The organism is Corallococcus silvisoli (assembly GCF_009909145.1).
GTDB classification, from domain to species: domain Bacteria; phylum Myxococcota; class Myxococcia; order Myxococcales; family Myxococcaceae; genus Corallococcus; species Corallococcus silvisoli.
This window is the reverse complement of the sequence record NZ_JAAAPJ010000007.1, coordinates 34,291-58,520: the sequence shown is the minus strand read 5'-3', so window position 1 is coordinate 58,520 and position 24,230 is coordinate 34,291. Positions and strand designations below refer to the sequence as shown.

Below are 24,230 nucleotides of genomic sequence, written 5' to 3'. Positions count from 1 at the left end.
CTCGCGCCCCGCTCAGTACGGCAGCGACTGGCCGCGCTCCTGGATGGACGTGACCAGGCCCTGGCGCGCGGAGCCGTAGAGGCCCGCGTCCAGCGCGCCCGCGCCAGTGTCCAGCAGCCACAGCTCCAGCGCGCCCGAGCCACCGGACGCAGCCGGGGTCGCCACCGCCACGCCTGCGGCGCCCAGGCTCACGGGCACCACGGACGCGACGGCGGTCAAACCCATTGCCTTGAGGAAGTTCCGGCGGTTCGAGTCTCCCGACATGACACGCTCCTTCGCTTGAAGAGTCCCGCCCTCGCGGGCTTCAGGGTTGCGCTGCCTGCACCTGTGACGCCACCACCGTGAACAGCTCCGGGTCCAGGTGAGCCTTGGACCCCAACAACAACCGCTCCTCCACCGCCCGCGACGCGTCCTCACGCAGCTGCGTGCGGCCCCCCACCGCGAGCTCCACGACGTCGCGGTACACCGTCGCCTTCGCGCCGTCCGCCCACGTCACCGTGAAGCCCCGATAGCCCAGGCCCACGTCAGGAAGGGGCCGCGTCCCCGCGGGCAGGGCGTCCACCGCCTCCCGCAGGGCGCGCGACTCGTCCGCGGACAGCGCCCAGTTGGGCGGTTCGCGGCCGCTGAAGACATCCACGCTCGCCCGTGCCGCTGAAGCCATGGACCGCTCCTCCGCCACCGGCGGGTCGGACGGAGCGCCGCCCGTCGCGCACGCCCAGCCTCCCAGGAGTCCCAGGCCCGCCGCCAGCCACGCGCCTCGCGATGCCCGCTTCACGACACCGTCACGTTGTAGCCGCGGTAGTAACCGCAGAACACCGTGTAGCCGCCCCGGTTGCACGTCTCCGGGTTGAGGATGAGCTGGTTGGAGTTGTCGTAGTTGCGCGCCGCCGTCTGGCCCGGCTTGTGGCACCAGTGGCTGTTCGCGCAGTAGCGATACCAGTGGTAGTCATAGTTCGGCCAGATGACCAGACAGACATTGTAATTGGCATCCGCCCGGCACGTCGTCAGCCACCCGTCGCGCACCGCCCCGCCGCCCACCGCCGCGCAGTCGATGCTGGTGTACATGGACCCGGACGCGCGGCCCGGCTGCGCGAAGGTGTTGGTGCGCAGGTTGCTCGCGAAGTTGTAGCAGTTGTTGTAGGCGAGGTTCGCCGCGCCGTTCCAGAAGCTGAAGTCCGTGTCGCTGGTCAGCGCCGCCGGGCTGCAGAGGGTCATCACGCCCTGCACGTCCAGGGACTGGAGGATGACGGACTCGGCCTCCGCCAGCACCGGGCCCGGGTCGCGCAGGTCCAGCCGCGCGCTCTCCGCGGAGTGCAGGAGGAAGCGCGAGCTCTCCGCGGCCTCCGGCTGGAACGCGCCGCCCAGGCGCACCACCGGCGGCAATCCCAGACGCTTCCAGTCGTCCGCCATGCCGGTGTCCTCGGCGCGGACGATGAAGCCCCTGTAACCCAGACCCCCCGTGTCAGCACCCAATGGCAACAACAGCCCGGGGTCCGCGCGGATGCGTTCGGTCAACTGCCGTGCCTCCCGCTCCGTCAACGCCCACCGCGGATTGGGACGCCCCGAGAAGATATCCAGCTCGACAGTCACCATGCGACACCTCTGGAGACGCTGGCGAAGACACGCCAAGCGCCAGGGAAGGCGGGAGGGTTGTCTGTTCTGGATACGGCCAAAGGCACTCATACGTCAAGTGAAGTTCTCGCTTTTCACGAAATTGACGTTTAACGCATTAAGGCAATTTAAATAGGGATTGAAGATTCCTCTCATGGCCGCCGGATGCGCTGGGGGACACCGGGGTGCGGGGCGCGGTTGCTATGCTTCCTGGCGTGAGGCTTCTCCCCGCATCCCTTCAAACCTCGCCGCGCGTGTTGGCGGGACGGCGTGCGTTCCTTGGGTGGATGGGAGCGCTCGCGATGTCGGGCTGCTCCCGAGAGGGGCGCATGGCGCGGACGAAGTCCTCCGAACGCCTCACGACCAGCTGGCGCGGGTTGCTGTACCTCCGGCAGGAGCGCCCCGGTTCGCGGCGTGACCTGTGGCTCCAATCCCTCGACGGGCAGCGGCACGTCGCGCTCACGGACAGCGGCAGGGTGGCGGCATGGAACCGCCCCCAGGTGGCAGGCGCCCTCAACGGAGCCAGCATCTCGCCGGATGGCACCCGCGTGGCCTACGCGGAGCGGCAGGACGATCTCGCGCCCGCGCAGCCTTGGAACGTCCTGTTCGTGGTCAACGCCGACGGCACGGGCCGGCGCAAGCTCGTGGACCTGCGCGACCGCCCACCGCCGCCAACCGGGCTCCGGGCGGGGACGTTCATCTGGTCCCCGGATGGGACACGTCTGGCCTATGTCCTGGAGACTCCCGGCCCTGGCTGCGCGGCCCTGAGTCTCCACCTCGTGGACGTCGCGTCCGCCCAGGCCCAGGTCGCGGACTTCCCGTTGAGCCCCCAGGTGGGAGAGGCCCAATTGCTGGCATGGTCCTCGTCGCGGAACGAAATCGCGTTCGCCAGCCGGTGCGGCGCCTCGGGGGAGCAACGCCTGTGCGTCCTGGAGGTGTCCACGGGCAAGGTGCGAGCCCGACCGTCCGAGGGGCCCTCGGTCTCACCCGACGGCGTCCGCGCCTTCGTCGCCGCCACCTCCTCTGCGGGAAGGAGGGCGGCCCTGCTGAAGCTGGATGAAGCCTTCACCATCGAGCACACCCTGGAGTCCTCCGGACGGTTCACCTGGTACCACCAGCATCCCGGGGGGCTCTTCACGGAGGTGACACCCGAACGCGCGACGACGGAGTGCGCGGGCGTGACGCCTCCACCCCAGCGGCTCTCCCGCTGGGAGCCTGGGACGCGCGCGCGTCAACCCGTGCGTCAGGACGCCACCGCGTTCACGGTGCTGGCCTTCTCGCCGGACGACACCCAGGCCCTCGTGAGCATCCTCGCCGGACGGGACGACACACAGGCGGGCTTCTGCGGCGAGGGGTGGCTCCAGCGCCTCCACCTGGTGCGGCGGGAGGACCTGGAGAGCGAACTCCCGCGGGAGCAACTCCTCGCGCGAAGCGTCGCGCTGGCGAAAGCGCAGCCCTGGCCGGGACCTGGGAACGCGCGCTACCTGGGTTGGCTGCGCTGAACGCCGCCCAATCCCATCCCAATGACAATCACTTCCATGTCCGGGTCCGCCTCCGTCGGCCAACCCCAGGCATCCCCTCTCCCCCGGGCCTCCAAAGGACGCGCCCCCTCCGCACGACGCGAGAACCCCGTCACCCTGTGGGCTCACGGTGTCTTCCGCACGCACCCGAGGCTCTGTCATATTCCGTGGAGGTCATCTTTTTCCGGGAGGGTCACAACATGGTCCGCACCTCATGCCTCGTCAGCGCGGTGCTCCTCGCGAGTGCCTGCCAGAAGCCCCCGGAGGCTTCCCCGGCCGCGCCTTCCGCCGCGCCCGCCGTGGCCCTGGTGAAGGTGGCTCCGTTCTCGCTGTCCGTGTTGCAGGACGCGGCGCCGTCGGGCTGTACGTGGTCGCGCCTGGAGTCGGACGGAAGACGCAGGGCGCTGGTGATGGTGGATGCGCCATGTGACGGGCTCCAGCTGGCGTGGAGCGCGGATGGCCTGCACGCGGCCGTGCGCGACCCGGGCGGCAGCGCGCGGGGGCCCGGGCGGGTGTGGATGGTGGACCTGACGGCGGGACAGGCGTCGGCGCAGCTGTTGCCCGAGGAGGGCCTGACGGGCGCGGTGGGCTTCGACTCGGCGGGGCGGCTGGTGGCGCTGACCGCGCACACCGGCGAGCTGGTGCGGAGGGACGACGGCGCGAAGGACTACTTCCTCTTCGAGGGTCGGCGCATCCCCATCCCGGAGACGGAGGAGGGCGCGGGGCTCGCGCATGCGTACCGCCTGGAGAGCGGGGCGTGGAAGCGCATCGAGACGGTGGCCACGCGCGGTGACGCGGACGCCGTGTTCGCGCTCACCACGACGGGGATGCTGGTGTCCTCCACCGTGGCCGGGGACCCGGACGCGCTGAGCGTCCAGGCGCTGGACGAGGGGAGCCAGGAGGCCGCTCGGCTCGACGCGGTGGTGCCCCACCGGGGCCATGACGTGTTCGGCGGCTGGGCCCGCGTGGAGTCCCGGGGCGAGCCGATCTACGCGTGGCAGACCGCGGGCGAACAGACCTCCCTGATGATGCCGGTGCGCTGGGAGGTGGAGGACGGCCACCTCGCCGAACCGGAGGGGCTGGCCCTCCCCGCCCGAAGCCCCGTGTACGTGACGGCGCGCGGAGACCTGCTGCTGCTCGCGGGGACGACGCAGGCGCGCGTCTACGACCTGGGCTCCCGGCACCTGGCCGCGTCGTTCGACGGCTTCCGGGACGCGCGCTTCTGGCCCCAGCCCGGCTCGCGGGTGCCACGCAGCGCCACCGCCACCTCCGGGCAGCCGTAGGCCGCGCCCCAGGCTCCCGCGCTGGAAGCCCCGCCGCGCGCGGGCCCCGGCCCCGGGGTGACGCTCAGAACTGTCCCGCGCTCTTGAGCGTCGCGAACATGATGACCGCGTAGCCGCCGCCACAGACGCAGCAGGAGAGCACCGGCGCCAGGAACGCGCCCGCGATCGCCGTGCCCCAGGAGGTCTTGTGCAGCGCGCGGTACGTCACCGCGCGCAGACCCGCCGCCCAGAAGGGCGCGGCGTACAGCGCGACGAAGGGAATCACGCCGACGATGTACGGCGACTGGGAGAGCGCGTGCGCGCGCATCGTCACCGAGAAGCCTCGCTCCACGCCGCCCATGCGGAGGATGAGGTGGTCCAGGCCCGCGTTCACCAGCGTCATGCCCGTGCTGAAAAAGGGCATCAGCACCGTCCAGAGCGCCATGCCCGCCGTCAACCACGGCTTCATCGACTCCAGATCCTCCGCGCTCGCATCCTTCGCGGGGACCAGCCCCAGGATGAGGCCAATGAACACCGTGTAGACGAGGCCCGTGGACAGGAAGCCGGCGATCGCCGACAGCAGCACGAAGCCCAGGGAGCTGCTCACCGGCGCATCCGGGTTGAGGCCCCGGAGCGTCTCCGTGGGCCGCATCAACATGCCGAAGCACGTCTTCCAGAACGCCTTGAGCGTCCCCAGCTCCTCGCGCTGGTCCCACGGCACCTGCCCCAGGGGCTCACGCTCGAGGCAGGTGGCGCAGATCGCGCCCTCCCGGCCCGCGCGCAGGCAGCGGGCGCACGCGAACACACCACACCGGGGGCACGTCGCCACGCTCCGCCACTGAGGGTGTACGGCGCAGACGGGCTCGGCGCCACCCGCGTCCGCGGTCAACAGCAACGGCGCACCACACGCACGGCACGTCTCCGCGCCAGGAGCGAAGGGGGCACGACAGGAGGGACAGGTAGGCTTCATCACCGCGCATCCTCGCACGGCCCTGGCCGCGTCACGCACGAAGCCTTCGCGGGCCCCCCGGCGGGCGCGAGGCGGCGCGCCAGGCTTACGGCTCCTGCGAGGACTCCGGGTCCACCACCGGCACGGTCGGGAACGGGGCTCCGCTGGGGGCCTTGTCCTGCGCGGACGCGCCGCCGGGCGGACGCGGCGCCCGAGCCTCCTGCGCCGCCCTCGCCTGCCGAGCCCGCTTCGCCTGCGCCAGCGCCGCCTTCGCCGCGCCCGCGTCCCCCAAGGCCCGCTCGCGCTTCGCCAGCGCCTCCCACAGCTCCGGCGCGTCCGGGTGCACCGTCACGGCGGCTCGCAAGAGGCCCCTCGCCACCTTGGGCGAGCGCATGTCCACGAGCCGCTTCAGGAAGCCCGCGGGCGACAGCACCAGCGACCCCTCTGGCGTCTCGAAGGCCTCGCGAACGTGCGGGATGGCCTCCGCCTCCCGGTCCTCCTCCAGCAGCCCCACCGCCTGCGCCAGGTGCGCGTCCATGGACTCCGGCTGGAGCTCCGTCGCGCGCTCCAGCCAGCGCATCCGGTCCACCGGCTTGCGCTTCGCCCGGTCCGCCAGCGTCACCAGCTCATCCGTGTAGTCCGGCCGCACCGCGGGCGCGCGCACGGCCGCCTCCTTCAGCGCGGGCCACAGCCGCTCGGGATCCTTCGTGGCCTCCAGCCGGGAGCGCCGCAGCGCCGGCACCTCCGCGCGCTTCCACCCCGCGACGAAGCGGGCCACGTCGCCGCGCACGGACGCGCTGAAGCGCTCCGCGTCCGGGCACTTCAGGGACTCGCACGCGGCCAGGTAGTCCGCGAAGAAGGCCGCCGCGCCCTGCGTCCGGTACGCGCGCAGCCGCTCCGCGCCCAGCGCCCGCTCCACCGTGGCCGCCATGTGCGCGCCCACCCGGATGAAGAGCGATTCGCCCCGGGGCTCGTGCGCGCCGCGGATCCGCTCCATCGCGCCGCGCGGGTCCCTGGCGATGATGGCGCGGTCGAAGAGCGAGGACACCTTCGCGAACGCACCCGCCAGGTCCGGCTCCGGCGGCAGCGTCCCCGGGCCGCGCGTGGCCCAGTCGTGGTACGCGAGCCCGTAGCTCGCGAGCCGCCCCATGCCCTCGTACTCCACCGCGTCCACGGGGTCGGTGAGGTGGGCGCCTCGGCCCGGCGCGCCCTCGTCCAGGACGATCTCCATCAACCGGATGGACAGCCGGCGCAGCCGCTTCCCCTCGTCCTCCACGTTGGTGGCCAGCGCGATGGCGGTGTCCTCCGCGGGCAGCAGCACCAGCAGCGTCGTCGTCTCGGGCTGTCCGCCCGCGTGCGCGACGATGTAGTGGCCCCGGAGCGGATAGGTGGCGAAGCCCATGCCGTAGTCGGTGATGCGGCCGTCGCGCGTCACCATCGTCGCCTGCATGCGGCCCATCGTCTCGCGCGTCACCAGCGTGTGGTCCAGCACGGCGCGCGCGAAGCCCAGCAGGTCCTCCACCGTCGCGCGCGTGCCGCCGCCGCCAAAGCGGCTGGTCACGTCCAGGAAGCGCGACGGCTTCAGCGCGCTGCCGGCCACGCGGTAGCCCACCGCCTGCTGCGCGTCGCGCGTGCTCAGCTCGTCCAGGTCCGCGTGGCTCATGTTCGCGGGCCCGAAGACGTGGTCGCGCAGGTACTCGCGGTAGGACTGGCCGGACGCCGTCTCCACCGCCGCGCCCAGCAGGTTGAAGCCCCACGTCGTATACAGGTAGCGCGTGCCCGGCTCGGACATGAGCGGGCGGTCCGCGAACAGGCCGATGGCCTCCTTCGTCGTCACCGGCTTCGTGTTCTTGCCAGCGCTCGGGCTGTCGTAGGTGGGCACCCCGCCCAGGTGGCCCAGCAGCTGCCGCACCGTCACCGGCCACTGCTTCACCGGGTACTCGGGCACCAGCGTGTGGATGTCCGCGTCCAGGTCCAGCTTGCCCTCCTGCGCCAGCTGCAACACCGCCACAGCCGTGAAGGACTTGGTGATGGAGGCCATGCGGTACGTGGTGCGCACCGTGGCCGGCAGCTTCTTCGCCAGGTCGCGGTAGCCATAGCCGTTCATCCACCGCTGGCCGCCACGCATCACGCCCACGGACAGGCCCGCCGTGGGGCCCTGCTTCAGGTCCGCGCGCACCAGCGCATCCAACGCGCGCTGCACCTCCGGCGGGAACTCCGCGCTGGGCTTCGCGTCGGACTCGGGTGCGACGGCCTTCGCGCTGGGCTCCCGCGCGGGCGGCGCTGCCTTCGAGCCGGGCGCCGGAGTAGACCCAGCGGGCGCCGGCGTGGACCCAGCGGGCACCGGCGTGGACGCAGCGGGCACCGGCGTGGACGCGGCAGGCGCGGGTGCCGGCGTGGACGCGGCAGGCGCGGGTGCCGGCGGGACGGCGAGCGCGGGCCCCGCGACCACGAACAGCCACAGCGCGACCAGGCTCCGCTTCATGGCACGACCTCCGCGCTCCGACCATTTCCATGACCCGCGGGACGCGCCGGGGGCGCCGCTCGCGAGGACGTGAGCGCTGGCGCGGGCGTCGCGCCCTCGTTCGCCCACGCAGCCATCAGCGCGTCCGCGACCAATTGGCCCAGCAGGTCCAGGCCCTGGCCACGCGGATGCACCAGGTCCTCGTGCATGAACCCCGCTTGCTCAAAGCGCGCGAGCGAACCCGCGCCGCCCATCGCTGCGTACAGGTTGAAGAAGCCGCAGCCCTCGGCGAGCGCCACCTCGCGCTCGGCGGTGATGGCCGCCTCCAGGAACGGCCGCTGCGACAGGGGCTTTCCCTTCTCGTGCGAGTCCTGCACCGCGTCCATGGGGCCCACCACCAGGCACGCGCTCCCGGGCGCGGCGGCATGGGTGCGGCGCAACAGCGTGGTCAGGTCCTTGCGCACGGTGGGCAGGTCCGTGCGCTTCCACTCCAGGCGCTTGGACTCATTGCCGCCCAGGAAGAAGAGCAGCAGCTTCGGGTCCCGCTGCTGGAGCTGCGCCTTCAGCGCGTCCTCCTCCAGCCGCGCGTACAGCGTGGCGTCCGAGGACGGCACGCCGAGCATGTCCAGCACGACGCCGGGCGCGTCCTTCTGGAGCACCACGCCCTGGACGATGGCGCCCTCGCCCTCCGCCGTGACGTCCAGCCACTTCGCGCCCGGGGGCAGGTCGAAGGACGTGGTGCGGCTGGCGCCGTCCCCCTGGGGCTCCGTGCGCGTGAGCACCGTGCCGTCCACCGACACGGCGAGGCGGCCCGCGCCCGCAACGTCCTTCCACCACAGGGTTCCGCGCGGCTCTCCGTCCAGCTTGAAGCGGCCCCGCGCGCGCCTCTCGGTGGCCACGTGGTACACGCCGGTGATGCCGAACGGGTGCGGCGGCGCGTGCAGCTCGCCCAGGGTGCGCGGCTCCCAGCCATCGCTCACGGCGGCCGTGCGCGTCCTTCCGCCGTAGGGCGCCATGCGGTCCACCAACAGCACGCCCCGGCCCGCGCCACCAAAGGCGGCCACCAGCTCATCACGCACGATGTCCACGATGCGGTCGCCCGCGATGAGCGAGTTGCCGAACGCGGCGATGACCGTGGGGGTCTGCGTCGTGCCTTCCCGCAGCCCGTCCAGCGACATGAAGAACGGCGTCAGCGCGACGCGAGCGCAGCCAGTGTCCGAGGACTCCAGGCATGGCGCCTCCACCGCCGCGCCGGTCGCACCGAGGCGCGTGGCCAACGCGCGCAGGCGCTGCGCACGCGCGGTGGTGGGCGGAAGGGCACGGAACGCGGAGCGCCGGGGCTTCGGGTTCGCGCCGCCGGGCCCGGGGGCCCCGGCCTGTGAAGCAGCCCCCGTTACCCCGCGTGCGCCCGCCACGGCCTCCCCCGTCGTCGCGCGTGCACCCGGTCCCGCATCCGCCTCGCCACGAGAGGCTTCGGACGTCGCGGCCTCCTCGACCGGGGACAGCGCGGAGGCCTGATCCTCCACGGGGCCGGTCCTCCCGGAGGCCTGCTCGTCCACGGAGCCGGGCCGCACGGCGTCTGGCTTCTCCGCGGAGCCGGACCGCGCGGAGTCCTGTTTCTCCGCGGAGCCGAGCCGCGCGGAAGCTTGCTCCTCCACGGAGCCAGACCGCGCGGAGTCCTGTTTCTCCGCGGAGCCGAGCCGCGCGGAAGCTTGCTCCTCCACGGAGCCAGACTGCGCGGAGTCCTGCCCACCCACGGTGCTGGGCCTCGTGGAGTCCTGCTCGTCCACGGAGCCGGGCCGCGCGGAAGCTTGCTCCTCCACGGAGCCGGGCCGCGCGGACGATTCCTTGCGAGCGGCGTCCGGCGAGGCGGACTGCTCCGAGGTCGGCGTGAGGGGGAACCGGTGAGGGGGTGTGCGGGGCTCGCACCCGGGGAGCAGGGCACCCGCCAGGACAGCGAGCAACCACGCGCGCCGGAGCCCCCGCGAGACATCGGGAACCGTCATGTGGCCGCCGAGCGTAGACGAAACCCCGGGCCCGCGCATGTTCCCCACCACATGCTCGGCCGCCCCGCGGGCCGCCCCGGTGCTCCCTCCCGAACAGCCCATCCGTCCAGCACCGCACGCTCCAGCCCTGGAGCCGTGCCGGGAAGAACCGCTTTCCTCCGCCCAGCGCAAATGCAGGGTCCGGCCGCGAACATGCTCCCTTCACATGGCGCGGGGCGCCCCCAAATTATCCGCCGCCATCTATGGGGAAGAACAGGCTCACAACGTGGACGAAGCTCCACCGGCGATTCGGCGACCACGTCCGCGGCATGCGCAACAGCCGTGAACTGACGCAAGAGGCCCTCGCTGAACGCAGTGACCTGTCGGTGGATGCCATCCGCCGCATCGAACGAGGCGCCTTCTCGCCGTCGCTCGACACGCTCGGCAAGCTGTCCGTGGGACTGGACGTGTCGCTCAAGACGCTCTTCCACTCCTTCGACATGGAGCGCAGCGACGGCGTGGCGGAGATCTGCGACTACCTCGCGTGCCGCAGCGGCTCGGAGGTGAAGCTCGCGTGGCGCGTGCTCCAGGCCATGTTCGACGAGCCCTGAGCCGCGCGCCCTGCCGGTCGCACCCGGCAGATGTTCCCTGTCCCCCCGCGCACGTCTGACCTATGCGTCGGCCCTCATGAGCCGCGCGCCGCCCCCCCTTCTCATCGTCGAGGACGACAGCGACCTGCGCGACGCGCTCGTGGAGATCCTCCTCGCCGAGGGGTTCACCGTCGCCGCCACCGCATCCGGTGACGAGGCGTTCGCGTGGCTGGAAGCCCATCCGGCCCCGGCGCTGGTGCTCCTGGACATGTGGACGCCGCGCAGGGACAACTGGAGGTTGCTGGACGCCCTGCACCACCTGCCCCGGTTCGCGGACGTGCCCGTCGTGGCCATCAGCTCCCGCGATGAGAAACACCCCGCCATCCGCGGGGTGCTCTCCAAGCCCTTCGACCGCGAGGCGCTCGTCGCCAGCGTGCGCCGGTACGCGCGCGCCGTGCACTGACCGGGCTCAGGTGCCCGGCGGAGTCCGCGCGCCCAGCCGCCCCGCCACGCCCGGGTCCAGGCGGAACGAATCGAAGAAGCGATCCGCGTCCTTCGGCGGACGCCCCTCCGGGTGCAGCAACAGCTGCTGGTACAGGCGCGGCCCCACCATGAAGAAGCGGCCCCGCAGGCGGCGCGGGCCGGACACGCCGCCCACCTCCTGGCCCGGGAAGCCTCCCTCCATCTCCAGCGGCTTCGCGGTGACGCCCGTCGCGCCCAGGGCCTCCAGCGCGCCCTGGCTGGCGCGGTCCACCACGTCGCGCGGGCTCACCTGGGCCACGGCCGCGGGCGGGAAGTCCGTGTAGGAGACGTAGTAGGCGGTGTCCTCCTGCGTCCGCGCGGAGATGAACGTGTGCAGCGTCACCTCGCCCACGTCGGTGGGCTGCACGCGCCGCTCCTCGGTGACGGGGCCGGGGAACGCCACGCTGAAGCCCCCTTCCGTGGACTGGATGACAGCGGGCGGCGCCGCCTGCACGGGCTCCTCGGCGGACACGGGGGGCGCGGACTGCGTGCGCCCCACGCACCCTCCCAACACCAACAGGGCGGCGAGCGGCATGGCCCGGCACGAACGCTTCATCATCCAGACGGTTCCTGACATGGGTGCCGGAAGCTACGCCCTGCTCCGCCCGGGCGCATCCCTTCCCGTCACCCGGCCGCGCTCAAGGCAACGGTTGGCTCCGCCCTCAGTGCACGGCGCCAGGGTCCCCGTTGGCGGGGTCGTCCTCCGCGTCGGTCGCGGAGGGCTGCTCCGGCCCGCTGGAAATCACCCGGGCCAGGTGGACGCGGAACACGGAGCCCCGGCCGGGCCAGCTCTCCACGTCGATGTAGCCGCCGTGCGCTTCGATGATTCGCCGCGACACCGACAGCCCCAGCCCCACCCCGGGGGCGCGCTGCCGGGCGTTGCCCGCGCGCTGGAACGGGACGAAGAGCCCCTTGAGCTCCTCCGCCGACATGCCGATGCCCTGGTCCGCCACGGTCAGCACCGCGGACCGCGCATCGCCCTTCACGGACACCTCCACCCGGCTGCCCGCGGGCGAGTACTTGAGCGCGTTGCTCACCAGGTTGGTCAGCACCTGCTCCAGCCGGGCGGGATCCGCCCGCACCAGCACCGCGGTGTCCGGCACCACCAGGTCCAGCGTGTGCCCGGAGTCGCTGGACTGGTACAGCTCCACCACGGAGCGCGCCAGCTCCCGCGTGTCGCGCACCTCCGGCTGAAGCTCCAGCTTGCCCGCCTCGATGCGCGTGGCGTCCAGCAGGTCCCCCACCATCCGGTCCAGGCGGGCCACCTGCCGGCGCACCAGCTCCAACGTGCGCTGCATCCGCTCCGGCGTCACCTCCGCGCGGCCCGTCAACGCCGTGGACAGCTTCAGCGCGGACAGGGGGTTGCGCAGGTCGTGCGCCACCCCGGCCAGGAACGCAAGCTGCTGCTCCTGCTGGTGCGCCAGGCTCTCCGCCATCTCGTTGAAGGTGTGGGCCATGTCGCGGATCTCCGACGGGCCCTCCTCCGGCGCCCGCGAGTCCTTGTTGCGGCCCGTGCCGAAGGCGCGCATCGCGTGCTGGAGCTCCGCCACCGGGCGCAGCGCGAAGCGCCGCAGCCAGAAGACCACCATCCCCAGCGTCGCCACCAGCAGCAGGCCCAGCACCACCCCCAGCAGGTTGGCCGTCTCGTTCCAGTGCGCCGCGTGCTGCCGGGCCTCCTGCGCCTGATCCACGTTGATCTGGATGAGCTGCTCCAGCGAACGCAGCGCCTGGTTCAGCGCCCCCAGCACCCGCGCCTGCTGCTCCGGCTGGACCTGGTCCGGGTCGTCCGCCACCTTCCGCTGCGCGCTCAAGTAGGCGTTCACCTGCTCCTGCACCTCATCGAGCACCTGGTTCTCCTCGCCCGGGCTGGCGGTGGCGCGCAGGTCCTCCATCTGGCGGTGCAGGTCATCCTCGATTTGGGGCGGCGTGCGGCCACGGGACGGGTCCGCCAGCATGGGGCTGCCCGGCGACATCAGCAGGCGCGAGTGGACGAGCAGGTCCACCTCCAGCTCCTCCGCCTGCCGCACCCCGTCCACCGATTCACTCAGCGTGGCGGCCATGCGCTCCAGCACGGTCGTCAGCACCACGAGCAGGGTGGCGGACACCACGGTGAGCAGGACCAGCCCCCCCACCACCGTGGAGAAGAAGGCGCGCAGGCTCATGGCACTTCTCGGGCGGGGCCGCGGGCGGCGTCCGTCGTCATGTTCGTGCATCCTCCCTCCAGGCGGCGCCAACTGCCGCGAACGCCGCCCTGTTCCTGAGGAAAGCAACAAGCGTCCGATATCGTGGATTCGCCTCCCCATGGCCGTCAGACCCTGCCTTGAAAAGGAGCCGGCCCCCCAGGGCCCGGCCATGCTAGGCAGCACGCACACGCGGCCCGATGCGCTTCCTGGCACCCGGGCGTCCGCCCTGCTTGAAGAGGTCACCCGATGGATCTGCTCTCACCACCGGCCCGCACCCTGAACTTCGACGCCTTCTGGCGCTGGCTCCAGGAGCACACCAACTGCATCCTGCGGTGCGGCTCCGCCGACATGACGCTGTTCGACCACGACGACTTCCACTGGATGCTGATGGAGGAGGAGCGCCAGCACGTCCTCCAGCTCATCAAGGGCAAGTCGCTGGTGGGAGAGATGGTGATGGTGGGCCGCGAGGTCACGGAGGTCACGGTCTCGCCGGATCCCGACGCGGATCCGCAGCAGGGCCACTTCCTGGTGGAGCTGATGGGCGGACCGAAGGAGGACCCCCAGGTGCTCTACCACTTCGTCATGGCCCACGGCATCGAGCCGGCCGCCGGCCACCAGGGCTTCAAGCACTAGGCCCTACCCTCTCGCGGTGCGCTCGATGGCCTCCACCGCCCGGTGGACGCCGTTGACCCAGGCGCCAGGACGCACGCCGGGCCCTTCACGCAAGAGGGCCACCACCCGCGCCTCCAGGTCCGCCGCGTCCGCCACGCGCTCCGAATCCCTCAGCCGCACCGCCTGCCGGTCGTAGAGCCGGGGATGCGCCCACGCCACCAGCGGGGTCCCGGTGGCCCGGGCCTCCTGGACGGTGTTGTAGCCGCCCGCCCCCACCAGCACGTCCACGCCCCGGAGGACCGCGAGCGCCGGCCAGACGGCCTGCCCCGCGCCCCCGCCCGAGGGCACGAGCCACCGCACCTCCGCCCCACCCTCCAGGGTCACACGCAGCCGGGCGGCGGTGTCCCCGGCCTCGGCCACCTCCTCCGGACGGCCGCACCCCATCACCGCCACCAGCGGCCGGGGGTCCGTGTCCTCCAGCCCCAGCCGCCTCCGGGCCTGTTCGCGGGGCAGCAGCGCGTCCGCGTCCAGCAGGAGCCACGGCGCCGTCCGCACCGCGCGCGGGTGGTGCATGAAGGGGGCGTCCTCGCCGGGCACGACGAGCAGGTCGAACGCCTCCACCGCGCGGGCCACGTCGAAGCGCTCCACGTAGACGGGGTTCAGGTCGCGGTGCACCAGCACGCGCGGCGCGCGCACCGCGGGGAGCAACGCCACCAGCTCTCCCAACAGGCCCCGGGGGAAGGTGTCCACCACCAGCACGTCGGGCGGGGCGCCCTGGAGCCACGCCGTCACCGCCGCCACCGTGGCGGCCTTGTCCAGGCGCGCGTCCAGCCGGTGCACGGTGGCGCCCGGCCCCAGCAGCGCCTCCAGGGGCAGGCCGGCGGCGAACGGGCTGTTGGTGAGCACCTCCACGGAGTGGCCCCGGGCCACGGCGGCGCGGGCCAGCCCCGCGGCGCGCGTCAGGTGCCCCAGGCCTCCTCCCAGCGCGTACAAGCGCCAGTGCTGGCGTCGCGCGGCCACTTCAGCTGCCGCCCAGCTCCTCCTCGAAGGAGGCGTCGTCCTCGCGGCGGACGCTCGCGCCGTCCGCCTCCGTGAAGTCGTCGCGGTCGCGGGACGCCCCGGAGGTGGACCACGCGTCGCGGCCGTAATAGCCGTAGTCCTTGTAGTAGTAGCTCGGGTCGCTTTCCGCTTCGTCCGGGGACGTGTCGGACGGATCGCGGTTCTCGTCGCCGTTGTCCGCCGCCCGGGCGCACGTCACGCACACGTTCTCCGCGCCGTCGAGCATGCGCCCGTGGAGCATGCACACCGGCTTCTGGCAGCGCGCGCACTGCGTGGACGCCTTGCGCTTGCACGGGTGGGAGAAGAGGAAGCCGGTGGTCTCCAGGCACTGCTCGGCGGAAGAGAAGATTGGGAGCATGGCGGAGGGCTCAGGGCGACGCGGCGCCCGCGGGGGACTTGAGGCGGAAGAGCAGGGCCATGCGCAGGGGCAGGTCCAGCGAGGCGAAGCCCAGACACGCGGCGGCCTCTGGCGATACGGGCGTCTTGGTGGCGAGCACCGTCTTCCCCGCGGGGTCGCGCAGCGACAGCTTGCCGTCGCGCACCTTCACGCGAAGCTCCTCCGCGCCGGACGCGCCCTTCACGGACGCGCCCTCGCCGCCGGTCGCCACGGTGTAGAGCACCGCGCCACGGGCGTCCGTGAGCTTCCAGCCGCCGCCGTCGCGCGCGAGCGTGTAGCGCACGGCCTGCCGCGCGGCGTCCTTCACCTGGAACACGTCCGGGCCCCCCGTGACGTACGCCAGCACCGCGTCGTCCGGGCCGGACACCTTGAGGTCGCCGTCCTTCCACTTGTAGCGGGCGACCTCCTTGTCCTCGCCGTCGACCAGCTTGGCGCCGTCGTCCTTGAGCTTGAGCGAGAAGCGCTCGCGGTCGTCGCCGTCCTTGAACTTGAGCTTGGCGCCCGCCTCGTGCGCCTCGGTGGCGGCGGCGGAAGCGGCCAAGGTGGGCGGCGCGCTGGATGCGGGTGCGCCCCCCTGCGAGCACGCGGGGGCCGCGAGCACGCCCAGGACCAGCATGAACAGGACACGCGGTTTCACGGGGAGGCCCTCACACTCCCGAACTTGCGCAGGGAGCTGGAGAAGTTGAGCACCTGATAGAGGCTCAGCAGCATCATCGTCGCGGCGCGCGACGCGTCCTGGGGACCGGGAGGCGGGGCGCGGTGGCCCTTCTTGCCGGCGGGGGCGGCCGGGGGCTTCGGCGCCCACTCGACCCAGTCCTGGGGCAGCAGGGCCCGCATCGCCACGCGGTCCTCGGACACCTCCAGCCGCGACAACCGGATGCCTGGGGGCAGCCGGGCCGCGCGCTGCGCGCTCGAGCCCAGCTCCGCGAGGCCGGGGTGACGCTCCGGCTTCACGCGCAGCGCCACCTGCAGCAGCGACTTGCCCTTGGTCTTTCTCTTGATCTTCGTCCTGCCGCTGGCGCTCCGGCGGGTGCGCTTGCGCTTCTGCAGGTGATCCACCATGGACAGGTGCAGGTGCGTGCCGTCCGCGAACCGGCCCTGGAGGGACAGCCACGCATCGGTGAAGTCCTCGCAGTCCCACCGGCCGCGGCTGGGCCGTCCCACGCACTTGTGCGACTCGTCGATGGGCGCCAGGTCCAGCTTCAGGTCCACGGGCGCGTTCGGCTCCAGGTCCACCATGAAGCGCTGGAGCAGCCGGGCCACCAGCCCATAGCGGCGGTTCTCCAGGTCCGCCTTCCGGGACCGGGCGCGCACGATGAAGAGCACCACCGACGCCAGCAAGGGGACCCAGAACACGAGCGCGGGCAGGAAGGAGAACCGGGCGCGCAGCTCCGGCGACTGATTCTCCATCCAGAGGACCCCCACCAGGCAGTACAGGGCGATGCTGGAGAGGAGCGCGCCCCAGGCGCCCACCCACAGCAGGCCGCGCTTCTCCTCCGCCTCCACGTCCATCCCTTCCAGGGTCTTCAGGTCGGCCAGCACCTCCTCCACCGGGGCCCGGATCGCGTAGAGGTGCGTCTGTTGGAAGGCGATGGGATCGAGCGCCACGAGAGGGGACCTTGTTCAGCGGCACCAGCCATGGGCCGACCGCGAGGCAGCGTAGGAGGGGCCTACGGACAGGTCAAACCGACTGGCGCCGTCCCCGCGAGGCGCGCCGCTTGCCGTCCTTTCGTGCATGGCCCAGCACCTGGTACAGGCTCAGCAACATCATCGTCGCGGTGCGTGACGCGTCGTCCTTCGCCAGGGCCTGCTTCCAGAAGGCGGGCGTCTCCGGATCATCCGGGGCGCGCTCCGCCCGGGCCACCCAGTCATCAGCCAACCGGACCCGCAGGGACAGCCGGTCCGCTCCGACGCGCACCCGCTCCAGCGCCACGCGCCGGGGCAGGCGCGTGGCGGCGGTGGCCCGGGCCTTCAGCGTCTCCAGCCCGGGGTAGCGCTCCGGCTTCACGCGCACGGACACCTGCAACCGGGCGAAGCCCTTCTGCTTCGTCTTCACCTTCGTCCTGCCGCTGGCGCTCGTCTTGCCGCGTTCACGCCGCTGGTGGTGCTCCACCATGTGGATCCGCAGGAAGGTGCCATCCGCCAGCCGGGCCTCCAGCGTGAACCATGGGTCCACGTAGAAGCGCGTGAACCACCCGCCCGGCAGGTCGTCTTCCTTCACGCGCTTCTCGCGCACGTCGGGCGGACGCAGGTCCAGCCGCAGGCGCACCTCCGCGTCCGGGGCCAGGTCGACCTGGAAGCGGTTGAGCAGCACCCGGGCCAGCCCATAGCGCCGGTTGTCCAGGTCGCGCGGCTTCAGCGTGGACCGGCGCAGCAGCAGGAAGACCCCCGCGACGATGAGGGTCGCGGCGACCAGGGCCCCCGCCTGGAGCAGCCGCACCCCCTCCTCGGCCAGCTCCACGTTCGCCTTCACGGTGCCATGCCACACGCCATAGGTCAGCAGGGCCAGCATCCCGCCAGGAAGCAGCGTGAACCCCGTGAGCAGGTTCATCGCGCCCAGCTGCTTCTCCGCGCTGGCATCCAGCCGTCCCAGCACCTCCAGGTCCCGGAGCAGCTCCGGGACGGGGGCGCGGGACTGGTAGCGGAAGGCGGTGTGAAAGCGGGTGATGTTGAGCGCCACGGCGATGGACTCCCTGCGGCGCCTCGCGGGCGGACCGCGTTCGAGCGTAGGGGCCCGTGCGATGGACCGTCAAACGGACGGGCGACCCGCGACGGCACGGGTGCCTCGCGCGCGGCAGGGCGTCCAGGGCCTGGGACACGGGAGCGCGCATCGGGAGCACGGCGCGCGGCGGGGGACAGCCCCATCGCCAGGGCCCTGGAGACCTGTCTCCTCGGGCCTGGAGCACCCTCCGTGCGAGCGGGGCCCCGCTCCCCGAGGGTCCCCGGCGCCGGGGCGGGCGCGGTGGACGGCGGGCCGTTAGGTAGAATGGAACGGCCCCAACGGCATCGGGCGCGAGGTGGACCGTGGATGAAGTCAGCCGCAGGGCGGCGCTGAAGCTGATCGCGGCGGCGGGAGTCACCACCGCCGCGGGATGCTCACGCGGCGCGGGAAAGACAGAGGAGCAGAAGATGAATCCGCAGCAGCAACCAGAAGCCATCCTCCGGGTGGATCCACTCGGGCCGTCCCCGTCGCCTTGGCGGACGCCGGATCCGTTCCTCTTCTGCGTGCATCACAACGACCGGTATCCGCGGGGCAACGCCTCGCTGGGGCCGGAGGCCTCGCTCGCGGGCCGCGACCTGGGCCAGGACTTCGGCGGGCGGGACGGCTGGAACATGTACCACGGCACCGTCGTGCCGGGCTTCCCCCAGCACCCGCACCGGGGCTTCGAGACGGTCACCATCGTCCGCAATGGCCTGCTGGACCACTCCGACTCGCTGGGCGCGGCGGCGCGCTTTGGCGGAGGCGACGTGCAGTGGCTCACCGCGGGCAGTGGCATCAACCACTCGGAGATGTTCCCGCTGCTCAAGCAGGAGCAGTCCAACCCGGTGGAGCTGTTTCAAATCTGGCTCAACCTGCCGCGCGTGGACAAGATGGTCACGCCGCACTTCTCGATGATCTGGGACCACGTGATTCCCCGGCACGTGGTGAAGGACGCGGCGGGACGCGCCACGGAGGTCACCGTGGTGGCCGGCAACCTGGGTGACGTGAAGGCTCCGCCTCCACCGCCGAAGTCCTGGGCCGCGCGCGCGGAGGCGGACGTGGCCATCTGGACCCTGAAGCTGGAGCCGGGTGCGCGCTGGACGCTGCCGGCGGCGGCGCGCGGCACGAACCGGATGCTGTACTTCTTCCTGGGCTCCCAGCTGACGGTGGGCGGCCGGGCCCTCCCGGCGTCGCGCGCCATCGAGCTGCGCGCGGACCTGGACGTGACGCTGGAGAACGGCGCGGAGACCGCGGAGCTGCTGCTGCTCCAGGGGCGTCCCATTGGCGAGCCGGTCGTGCAGTACGGCCCGTTCGTGATGAACTCGCGGCAGGAGATCCAGCAGGCCTTCGCGGACTACCAGCGCACGGGCTTCGGAGGCTGGCCCTGGCCGGACCACGCCCCCGTGCACGGCCGTGAGGAAGGCCGCTTCGCGCGGCACGCGGACGGCCGGGTCGAGCGGCCAGCCTGATCAGGGCTTCTGGGCCTCGGGGGGCTTCCACTCGAAGTTCACGGAGGGCGCGTGCACGGCCTTCGCGTCCTTCATGAGGAAGCCCTCGGCTCGGCTGGCGGCGCGGTCGAAGGCGGGGCGCAGGGACGCGGGGATGGGCAGGAGCACGCCCACGACGAACTTGCTCCCGCGGCACGACTCGTTGTCGTAGCCGAACGCGATGCGCACGGCGACGGAGTCGCCCTCGAGGTGGTGGAACGCGACCGAGCGCTTCACGTTGTCGAGGCCGTACTGGAAGCCCACGCAGTCCTCGCCGGGCTCCAGGCTCTCGAGCATCGCCTCCACCGTCTTGGCGTTCTTGAAGGCGGCCTCGTCGCGGACGTGCTTCTTCACGAAGCCGTCGGCCTTGAGGGCCTTGAGCACGTCCTGCTCCGCGAACGCGGAGAGCAGGGAGAAGCCGCCCTTGCCCTGGGTGACGTCATCGGTGACGTAGGACGTGTGCGAGTACGGGTGAGCGCCGCCGGTGTAGCCATCGCTCGACTGTTCGGTGCTGACCCACGGGCCGACCACGGACAGGACGGTGAAGGACTGGGAGGCCTCCCACTCGGACCGGTCCCGGGTGTCGTCCGGGTCGGGCGCGAGGCTGGAGAGGAAGGCCTTCTTGCGTGACTGGAGGCCGAACACCTCCTTGCCGCCGCGCAGGGCGCGCAGGTCCTTGGCGGACATCTCGAACGTCACGTCCGAGCCGGTCACCTTCCATGTGAGCGGCTGGGACTTGGGAGCAGCCGGGGCCGCGAGCAGCGCCACCATCACCACGGAACTCATGAGCATGCGCGCATCCTGCCCGACGTCCATCAGGTAGAAGAAGCGAGGACATGGTCATGCCCCTCCGCACCTGCCTCGCGCTGCTGCTCGTCCTCTCCGCCTGCGCGACGACGGAGCCCTCCGTCCCCCGGAGTCCCAGGATCGCCAACCTCCAGCGGGCGGCGAAGCTGCCCTGGACGGACGGAGGCCGGTGCGTCGTGAAGGAGGCCTCCCGCCCCTGGTCCCAGGTGGTGGAGCAGTGCTTCCACGCGCTCGACACCCGGAGGATCCACTTCCGCGATACCGGACACCGCTGTCCCGTGGCCACGGCCGACGCGGCCAGCCTGGAGATGCTGGTGGGCGTCTGCCTGCTGACCCAGCCGGAGCTCGCGGTGGGCGCCGTGGTCATCATCGGCGCGGTGGTGGTGGCGGTCGCCATCCGGGAGGAGCTGGAGGCGTATGAGCTGCGGCATCAGTATCCAGAGCCCCGAGAGGAGACCCAGCCCGTCGCGGGACAACGGGTGACTCAATCGGAACCCACGGCGCAGGCAGGCGCGGCGGGGCAGGACTGGTTTCCTCCGCCCCCCGGGCCACCTGATTTCATGGAGCCGCGTGAGCGCGGCCCGGAGTGCATCCCCAAGCGCGTCCCACCCAAGGGCGGCAACAGCGTGCACGACACCTGCGCGGACAACCTCCCGCTCAACGCCTTCCGGGGCGCCAACGCCCTGGTCAACGGCAAGGCCTTCGACGCGCTACAACCGGCGACGCGGACCCTCTGGGAGATCAAGACCGACAACTTCGATGCGTTCACGTCCGCCCTTCAGGAGATCGTGGTCAGGAAGCAAGCGGCGGAGCTGACACGCGAGCGAGCTCTGGCGCTGGCCTGTGGATTCAAGTTCGCGGTCGGAGTACGCAGCGCCGCGCACAGGGCGGCCCTGCTCAAGCAGGCGCCCTCCCTCACCATCGTTGTCATGGATTGGTGCTGAAATGGCAACCCAACCTCTTCTCCTCATCGTCTACGCGCCCGCGCTCGTGCGGGATGACAGCCGCCGTGACACCCTTGTTCATGCCATGGAGCACACGCTCCCCGGCTTGCATCTATCGTGGACGATCTCGGATGAGGGCCAGTTCGTCCCAGCCCCTCGGCGCGACCTGCCAGACGGCGAGCTGCCTCTCCTTTGCAACGCAGATGAAGACCATCTCGTGACGCTGACCGGGTGGGAAAGCCCCGCGGGCGTTTCTCCTGGCGGTCATGCGCAATTGGAAGTTCACGCGAAATGGCCCATGGACGCGGCTGGGATCTCCAACGCGATGGAGGTGTTGTCAGCGGTGGCGGAGGAGGCTCGCGCCTTCTGGGGACATTCGACGCCGGATGGTGCGGCCTTGGACATCGCACTCCAGACAAGCCCCTCGTTGGATGGGCCCCCTCGCCCGCCCCGAGGACTTCCAGCGCTCAAGCTCCCAGAGGACCTGGGCTCCCCCGGGACTCCACATCGCCTCGGGTGGCTCAACTACTGGTCCGCCGCCACCGCGCGGGCCCTCGGGTTCCCGGACCCCGCGCGCGACGCGGAGCTGCTGACACGCTCCCGGCGCACCGCGACCGGTGGCTGGGTCGTCCAGCTCACGGACGCCCCCCTCGACCTGGATGACCCGCGCCACCTCGACGCGCTCCTCCGCGCCTACGAACGCTTCCCCTCCATCGGCGGACGCTCCATCCCGTGACACGCCCGGCCCGTTTGCCGCCGGGCCCCCGTCGCGGTAGCACCGGGCCGTGGCCTCTTCCGGCATCGTCTACGCGTCCTTCGACCGCTTCCCCGCCCCCAAGGGCGCGGCCGTGCACATCCGCGCCTTCGTCGACGCGCTGGGCGCCGCGTTCGGACCCGTGGACCTCGTGGCCATCGGCGACGCGCCTGACGCTCCCGCTCCCGCCCTCGGCCCGAACGTCACCTACCACCCGCTGGGTGCCCGCGGAAAAGACCTGGTCGCCCAGGCGCTGACGTTCCGCTCGCATCTGGGCGCGTGGTGGCAGGGCCGGCCTCGCGCGAAGGTCGTCCACGTGCGCTCCATCTTCGAGGGCTACCCCATCGCCCGGCGCAAGGCCTCCCTCACCGATGCCCTCGTCTACGAGGTCAACGGCCTGCCCTCCATCGAGCTCAAGTACCACCACCCCGACGTCGCGGACGACGCGGAGCTGCTGCGCAAGCTCCTCGCGCAGGAAGCCGCCTGCCTCCAGGCCGCCGACCTCCTCGTCACCCCCAGCGCCGTCACCGCGGAATACCTCCTCTCCCGAGGCGCGGATCCACGGCGCCTGCGCGTCATCCCCAACGGCGTGGACCTGGACGTGTTCCGCCACGCCCCGCCGCGCGCCCCGGAGCCCGGCCGCCCGTTGCGCATGCTCTACAGCGGCACCATGACCGCGTGGCAGGGCGTGCACCACGCCCTGGACGCCTGCCGCCTCCTGCGCCGCGACCTGCCCGTGGTCCTCACCCTCGTGGGCCCCCTGCGCAAGCACGCGCGCCGCGCCCTCCTGGACCGCTGCGGCGATCTGCTGCTCCAGGGCGCGGTCGAGCTCCTCGAACCCCTGCCCCAGGACGCGCTCGCCCGGCTGCACCACGCCTGTGACGTCGTGCTCGTCCCGCTGCCCGTCAACGACCGCAACTGCGTGCAGGGCTGCTGCCCCCTCAAGCTCCTGGAGGCCATGGCCACCGGCACCCCCGTCGTCGTCAGCGACCTTCCCGTGGTGCGCGCGCTGGCGGAGGCCACGGAGGCCTACCGCGTCCGCCCCGGCTCGCCCAAGGCCATCGCGGAGGCCGTGAAGGACCTGGCCGCCCACCCCGCCCTCGGCGCCGCGCTGAGCGCCAACGCCCGCGCCCGCGTGGAGCGGGATTTCCCCTGGGGCCGCGCCCAGCAAGCCCTCGTGAGCGCCTACGCGGACGACCTGGGGATCGCGCGCGCCAGCACCCGCGACAGCACCTCCGCCTCCGCGCCGGACTGAAACCCCGCCTCGATGCGCGCCCGCGCCGCCGCCCCCAGCGCCGCGCGCTCCGCGTCCGACAGGCCCAGCACGTCCAGGCACGCCTGCCCCAGGTGATTCAAGAGCGCCTTTTGCACGATGAACCCATTCACCCCGGACTCCACCGCCTCCGGGATGCCCCCCGCGTCACTGGCGATGACCGGCCGCGCGCAGGCCATCGCCTCCAGCAGCGCGTTGGGCATGCCCTCCCACAACGACGGCTGGAGATAGACGTCACACAGCCGCAGGTGCTCCGCGATGAGCGCCGGGGACTCCAGCGCGCCGGAGACGAGGATGCGGGAGGCGTCCTCGGGGTGCTCCGTCCGGTAGGCCACCAGGTGCTCCGCGTCCCGCGCGCGCACCTCGCCAATCACCAGCAGGCACGCGGGCCGCACGCGCCGCACCTCGGTGAGCGCCGACAGGAGGAACGGCAGCCCCTTCTTGTGGCGCAGCTCGCCGGAGAACCCCAGCACCGCCTCGCCCGGCGCGATGCCCAGCCGCTCGCGCAGCGCCCCGTCCGCCGGCCCCGGTGAGAACAGCGCCGTGTCCACCGCGTTGGGGATGACCTCCACGCCCGGGTCTCGGCCCAACAGCATCGCCATCTTCCGGCCCAGGTCCCGCGACGCGGCGGTGAGCACGTCCGCCCGCTGGAGCGTCCACAGCAGGCGGGCGAAGTCCCCCGGCGGAAACATCAGCTGATCCACGTCGTTGCCGCGCGCGCTGAGCACGGACGCCAGCCCCGCGCTCTGGGCGAACACCACCGCGAGGAAGCCCGGCGGGTACAGGTAGTGCCCCCACACCAGGTCGTACTTCCGCCGCGCGTGCAGGTAGCCGAGCACATCGAGCGTGTGCTGCATGGACAGGTCCACGCCGCCGAACAACCCCAGCCGGTGCAGCGTCACGCCCTTCGCGAACGGCGACACCTCCCCCGCGTCCGCCACCGTCTCCAGCGCCCCGGGCGCCGCCGTGCGCGTCCAGGCCATCACGTCCACGCGCGCGCCCAGCCGCACGAGCGAGCCCGCGGTGCGCGCGCCGCTGCGGGCCAGCCCTCCGATGTCGGGGGGAAAGCGCTCGGCGAGGAGGAGGACTCGGGGACCGGAAGCCATGTCG

At 72.2% G+C, this 24,230-nt stretch carries 24 protein-coding genes; 9 read left to right on the top strand and 15 right to left on the bottom strand.

Annotation, left to right across the window (positions count from 1 at the left end; genetic code table 11):
* Positions 1-12: 12 nt before the first annotated feature.
* The 3 genes from GTY96_RS14575 to GTY96_RS14565 all read right to left on the bottom strand — a co-directional run bounded on the left by GTY96_RS14575 (position 13) and on the right by GTY96_RS14565 (position 1,593).
* Entirely contained in the window at positions 13-264 is a 252-nt protein-coding gene (locus GTY96_RS14575) for a hypothetical protein (protein ID WP_161665045.1), read from the bottom strand.
* 40 nt (positions 265-304) lie between these two features.
* Positions 305-661: a hypothetical protein gene (locus GTY96_RS14570; protein WP_161665044.1), complete on the bottom strand. Its 357-nt coding sequence runs from the start codon at positions 659-661 to the stop codon at positions 305-307.
* A gap of 110 nt (positions 662-771) precedes the next feature.
* The gene (locus GTY96_RS14565; protein ID WP_143903468.1) at positions 772-1,593 is read right to left on the bottom strand and encodes a hypothetical protein; all 822 of its coding nucleotides are present in this window, start codon (positions 1,591-1,593) and stop codon (positions 772-774) included.
* Positions 1,594-1,940: 347 nt separating this feature from the next.
* Between GTY96_RS14565 and GTY96_RS14560 the strand changes: the two genes are divergently transcribed.
* Both GTY96_RS14560 and GTY96_RS14555 read left to right on the top strand, forming a co-directional pair.
* A complete protein-coding gene (locus tag GTY96_RS14560) occupies positions 1,941-3,113 on the top strand; it encodes a TolB family protein (RefSeq protein WP_161665043.1) in 1,173 nt (390 codons plus the stop codon).
* 218 nt (positions 3,114-3,331) lie between these two features.
* Positions 3,332-4,414, top strand: coding sequence for a hypothetical protein (locus GTY96_RS14555; protein WP_161665042.1), 1,083 nt, complete (start codon positions 3,332-3,334; stop codon positions 4,412-4,414).
* A gap of 64 nt (positions 4,415-4,478) precedes the next feature.
* On the opposite strand, the gene GTY96_RS14550 is transcribed toward GTY96_RS14555, so the two are convergent.
* From GTY96_RS14550 to GTY96_RS37630, 3 genes are all read right to left on the bottom strand, one after another.
* Positions 4,479-5,363, bottom strand: coding sequence for a zinc ribbon domain-containing protein (locus GTY96_RS14550; protein WP_161665041.1), 885 nt, complete (start codon positions 5,361-5,363; stop codon positions 4,479-4,481).
* Between the two features lie 85 nt (positions 5,364-5,448).
* Positions 5,449-7,827 carry a serine hydrolase domain-containing protein gene (locus tag GTY96_RS14545; RefSeq protein ID WP_201756085.1) on the bottom strand — a complete coding sequence of 793 codons (2,379 nt, stop codon included), beginning with the start codon at positions 7,825-7,827 and terminating at the stop codon, positions 5,449-5,451.
* Positions 7,824-9,812 (bottom strand): GDSL-type esterase/lipase family protein, encoded by a 1,989-nt coding sequence (locus GTY96_RS37630; protein WP_235685622.1) that lies wholly within the window; start codon positions 9,810-9,812, stop codon positions 7,824-7,826. Before GTY96_RS37630 ends, GTY96_RS14545 begins: the two co-directional genes overlap by 4 nt.
* 308 nt (positions 9,813-10,120) lie before the next feature.
* On the opposite strand from GTY96_RS37630, the gene GTY96_RS14535 reads away from it, so the two are divergent.
* Entirely contained in the window at positions 10,121-10,402 is a 282-nt protein-coding gene (locus GTY96_RS14535; RefSeq protein WP_235685621.1) for a helix-turn-helix domain-containing protein, read from the top strand.
* Positions 10,403-10,478: 76 nt separating this feature from the next.
* Positions 10,479-10,844 (top strand): response regulator transcription factor, encoded by a 366-nt coding sequence (locus GTY96_RS14530; protein ID WP_161665040.1) that lies wholly within the window; start codon positions 10,479-10,481, stop codon positions 10,842-10,844.
* A gap of 6 nt (positions 10,845-10,850) precedes the next feature.
* Here GTY96_RS14530 and GTY96_RS14525 read toward each other — a convergent pair whose 3' ends face one another.
* Together GTY96_RS14525 and GTY96_RS14520 are read right to left on the bottom strand one after the other, a co-directional pair.
* Positions 10,851-11,462 carry a tudor domain-containing protein gene (locus GTY96_RS14525; RefSeq protein WP_235685620.1) on the bottom strand — a complete coding sequence of 204 codons (612 nt, stop codon included), beginning with the start codon at positions 11,460-11,462 and terminating at the stop codon, positions 10,851-10,853.
* 103 nt (positions 11,463-11,565) lie between these two features.
* Complete coding sequence (locus GTY96_RS14520) at positions 11,566-13,065, bottom strand: HAMP domain-containing sensor histidine kinase (RefSeq protein WP_161665039.1); 1,500 nt, start codon at positions 13,063-13,065, stop codon at positions 11,566-11,568.
* 267 nt (positions 13,066-13,332) lie between these two features.
* Between GTY96_RS14520 and GTY96_RS14515 the strand changes: the two genes are divergently transcribed.
* Positions 13,333-13,719, top strand: coding sequence for a serine/threonine protein kinase (locus GTY96_RS14515; RefSeq protein ID WP_143903455.1), 387 nt, complete (start codon positions 13,333-13,335; stop codon positions 13,717-13,719).
* A gap of 3 nt (positions 13,720-13,722) precedes the next feature.
* Here GTY96_RS14515 and GTY96_RS38265 read toward each other — a convergent pair whose 3' ends face one another.
* The 5 genes from GTY96_RS38265 to GTY96_RS14490 all read right to left on the bottom strand — a co-directional run bounded on the left by GTY96_RS38265 (position 13,723) and on the right by GTY96_RS14490 (position 17,834).
* The gene (locus GTY96_RS38265; RefSeq protein WP_143903453.1) at positions 13,723-14,718 is read right to left on the bottom strand and encodes a hypothetical protein; all 996 of its coding nucleotides are present in this window, start codon (positions 14,716-14,718) and stop codon (positions 13,723-13,725) included.
* Position 14,719: 1 nt separating this feature from the next.
* On the bottom strand, positions 14,720-15,115 hold the full coding sequence (locus GTY96_RS14505; protein ID WP_143903451.1) for a hypothetical protein: 396 nt from the start codon (positions 15,113-15,115) through the stop codon (positions 14,720-14,722).
* A 10-nt stretch (positions 15,116-15,125) separates the two neighbouring features.
* Positions 15,126-15,791, bottom strand: coding sequence for a hypothetical protein (locus GTY96_RS14500; protein WP_161665038.1), 666 nt, complete (start codon positions 15,789-15,791; stop codon positions 15,126-15,128).
* Positions 15,788-16,762: a hypothetical protein gene (locus tag GTY96_RS14495; RefSeq protein WP_143903447.1), complete on the bottom strand. Its 975-nt coding sequence runs from the start codon at positions 16,760-16,762 to the stop codon at positions 15,788-15,790. The genes GTY96_RS14500 and GTY96_RS14495 overlap by 4 nt, the downstream gene beginning before the upstream one ends.
* A gap of 73 nt (positions 16,763-16,835) precedes the next feature.
* On the bottom strand, positions 16,836-17,834 hold the full coding sequence (locus tag GTY96_RS14490) for a hypothetical protein (RefSeq protein WP_161665037.1): 999 nt from the start codon (positions 17,832-17,834) through the stop codon (positions 16,836-16,838).
* Positions 17,835-18,283: 449 nt separating this feature from the next.
* Between GTY96_RS14490 and GTY96_RS14485 the strand changes: the two genes are divergently transcribed.
* Positions 18,284-19,324, top strand: a complete 1,041-nt coding sequence (locus tag GTY96_RS14485; RefSeq protein ID WP_143904217.1) for a pirin family protein — start codon at positions 18,284-18,286, stop codon at positions 19,322-19,324.
* On the opposite strand, the gene GTY96_RS14480 is transcribed toward GTY96_RS14485, so the two are convergent.
* Complete coding sequence (locus GTY96_RS14480) at positions 19,325-20,134, bottom strand: hypothetical protein (protein WP_201756084.1); 810 nt, start codon at positions 20,132-20,134, stop codon at positions 19,325-19,327.
* A gap of 44 nt (positions 20,135-20,178) precedes the next feature.
* Between GTY96_RS14480 and GTY96_RS14475 the strand changes: the two genes are divergently transcribed.
* Genes GTY96_RS14475 through GTY96_RS38560 form a run of 3 tightly spaced genes read left to right on the top strand, consistent with a single transcriptional unit; the run spans position 20,179 to position 23,102 of the window.
* Positions 20,179-21,093 (top strand): DUF6310 domain-containing protein, encoded by a 915-nt coding sequence (locus tag GTY96_RS14475; protein ID WP_235685619.1) that lies wholly within the window; start codon positions 20,179-20,181, stop codon positions 21,091-21,093.
* Position 21,094: 1 nt separating this feature from the next.
* The gene (locus GTY96_RS14470) at positions 21,095-21,829 is read left to right on the top strand and encodes a DUF5953 family protein (RefSeq protein ID WP_143903441.1); all 735 of its coding nucleotides are present in this window, start codon (positions 21,095-21,097) and stop codon (positions 21,827-21,829) included.
* 49 nt (positions 21,830-21,878) lie between these two features.
* Complete coding sequence (locus GTY96_RS38560) at positions 21,879-23,102, top strand: glycosyltransferase family 4 protein (RefSeq protein ID WP_143903439.1); 1,224 nt, start codon at positions 21,879-21,881, stop codon at positions 23,100-23,102.
* Here the strand turns inward: GTY96_RS38560 and GTY96_RS14460 are convergent.
* Complete coding sequence (locus tag GTY96_RS14460; protein ID WP_161665035.1) at positions 23,033-24,226, bottom strand: glycosyltransferase; 1,194 nt, start codon at positions 24,224-24,226, stop codon at positions 23,033-23,035. The genes GTY96_RS38560 and GTY96_RS14460 overlap by 70 nt on opposite strands.
* Positions 24,227-24,230 lie beyond the last annotated feature (4 nt).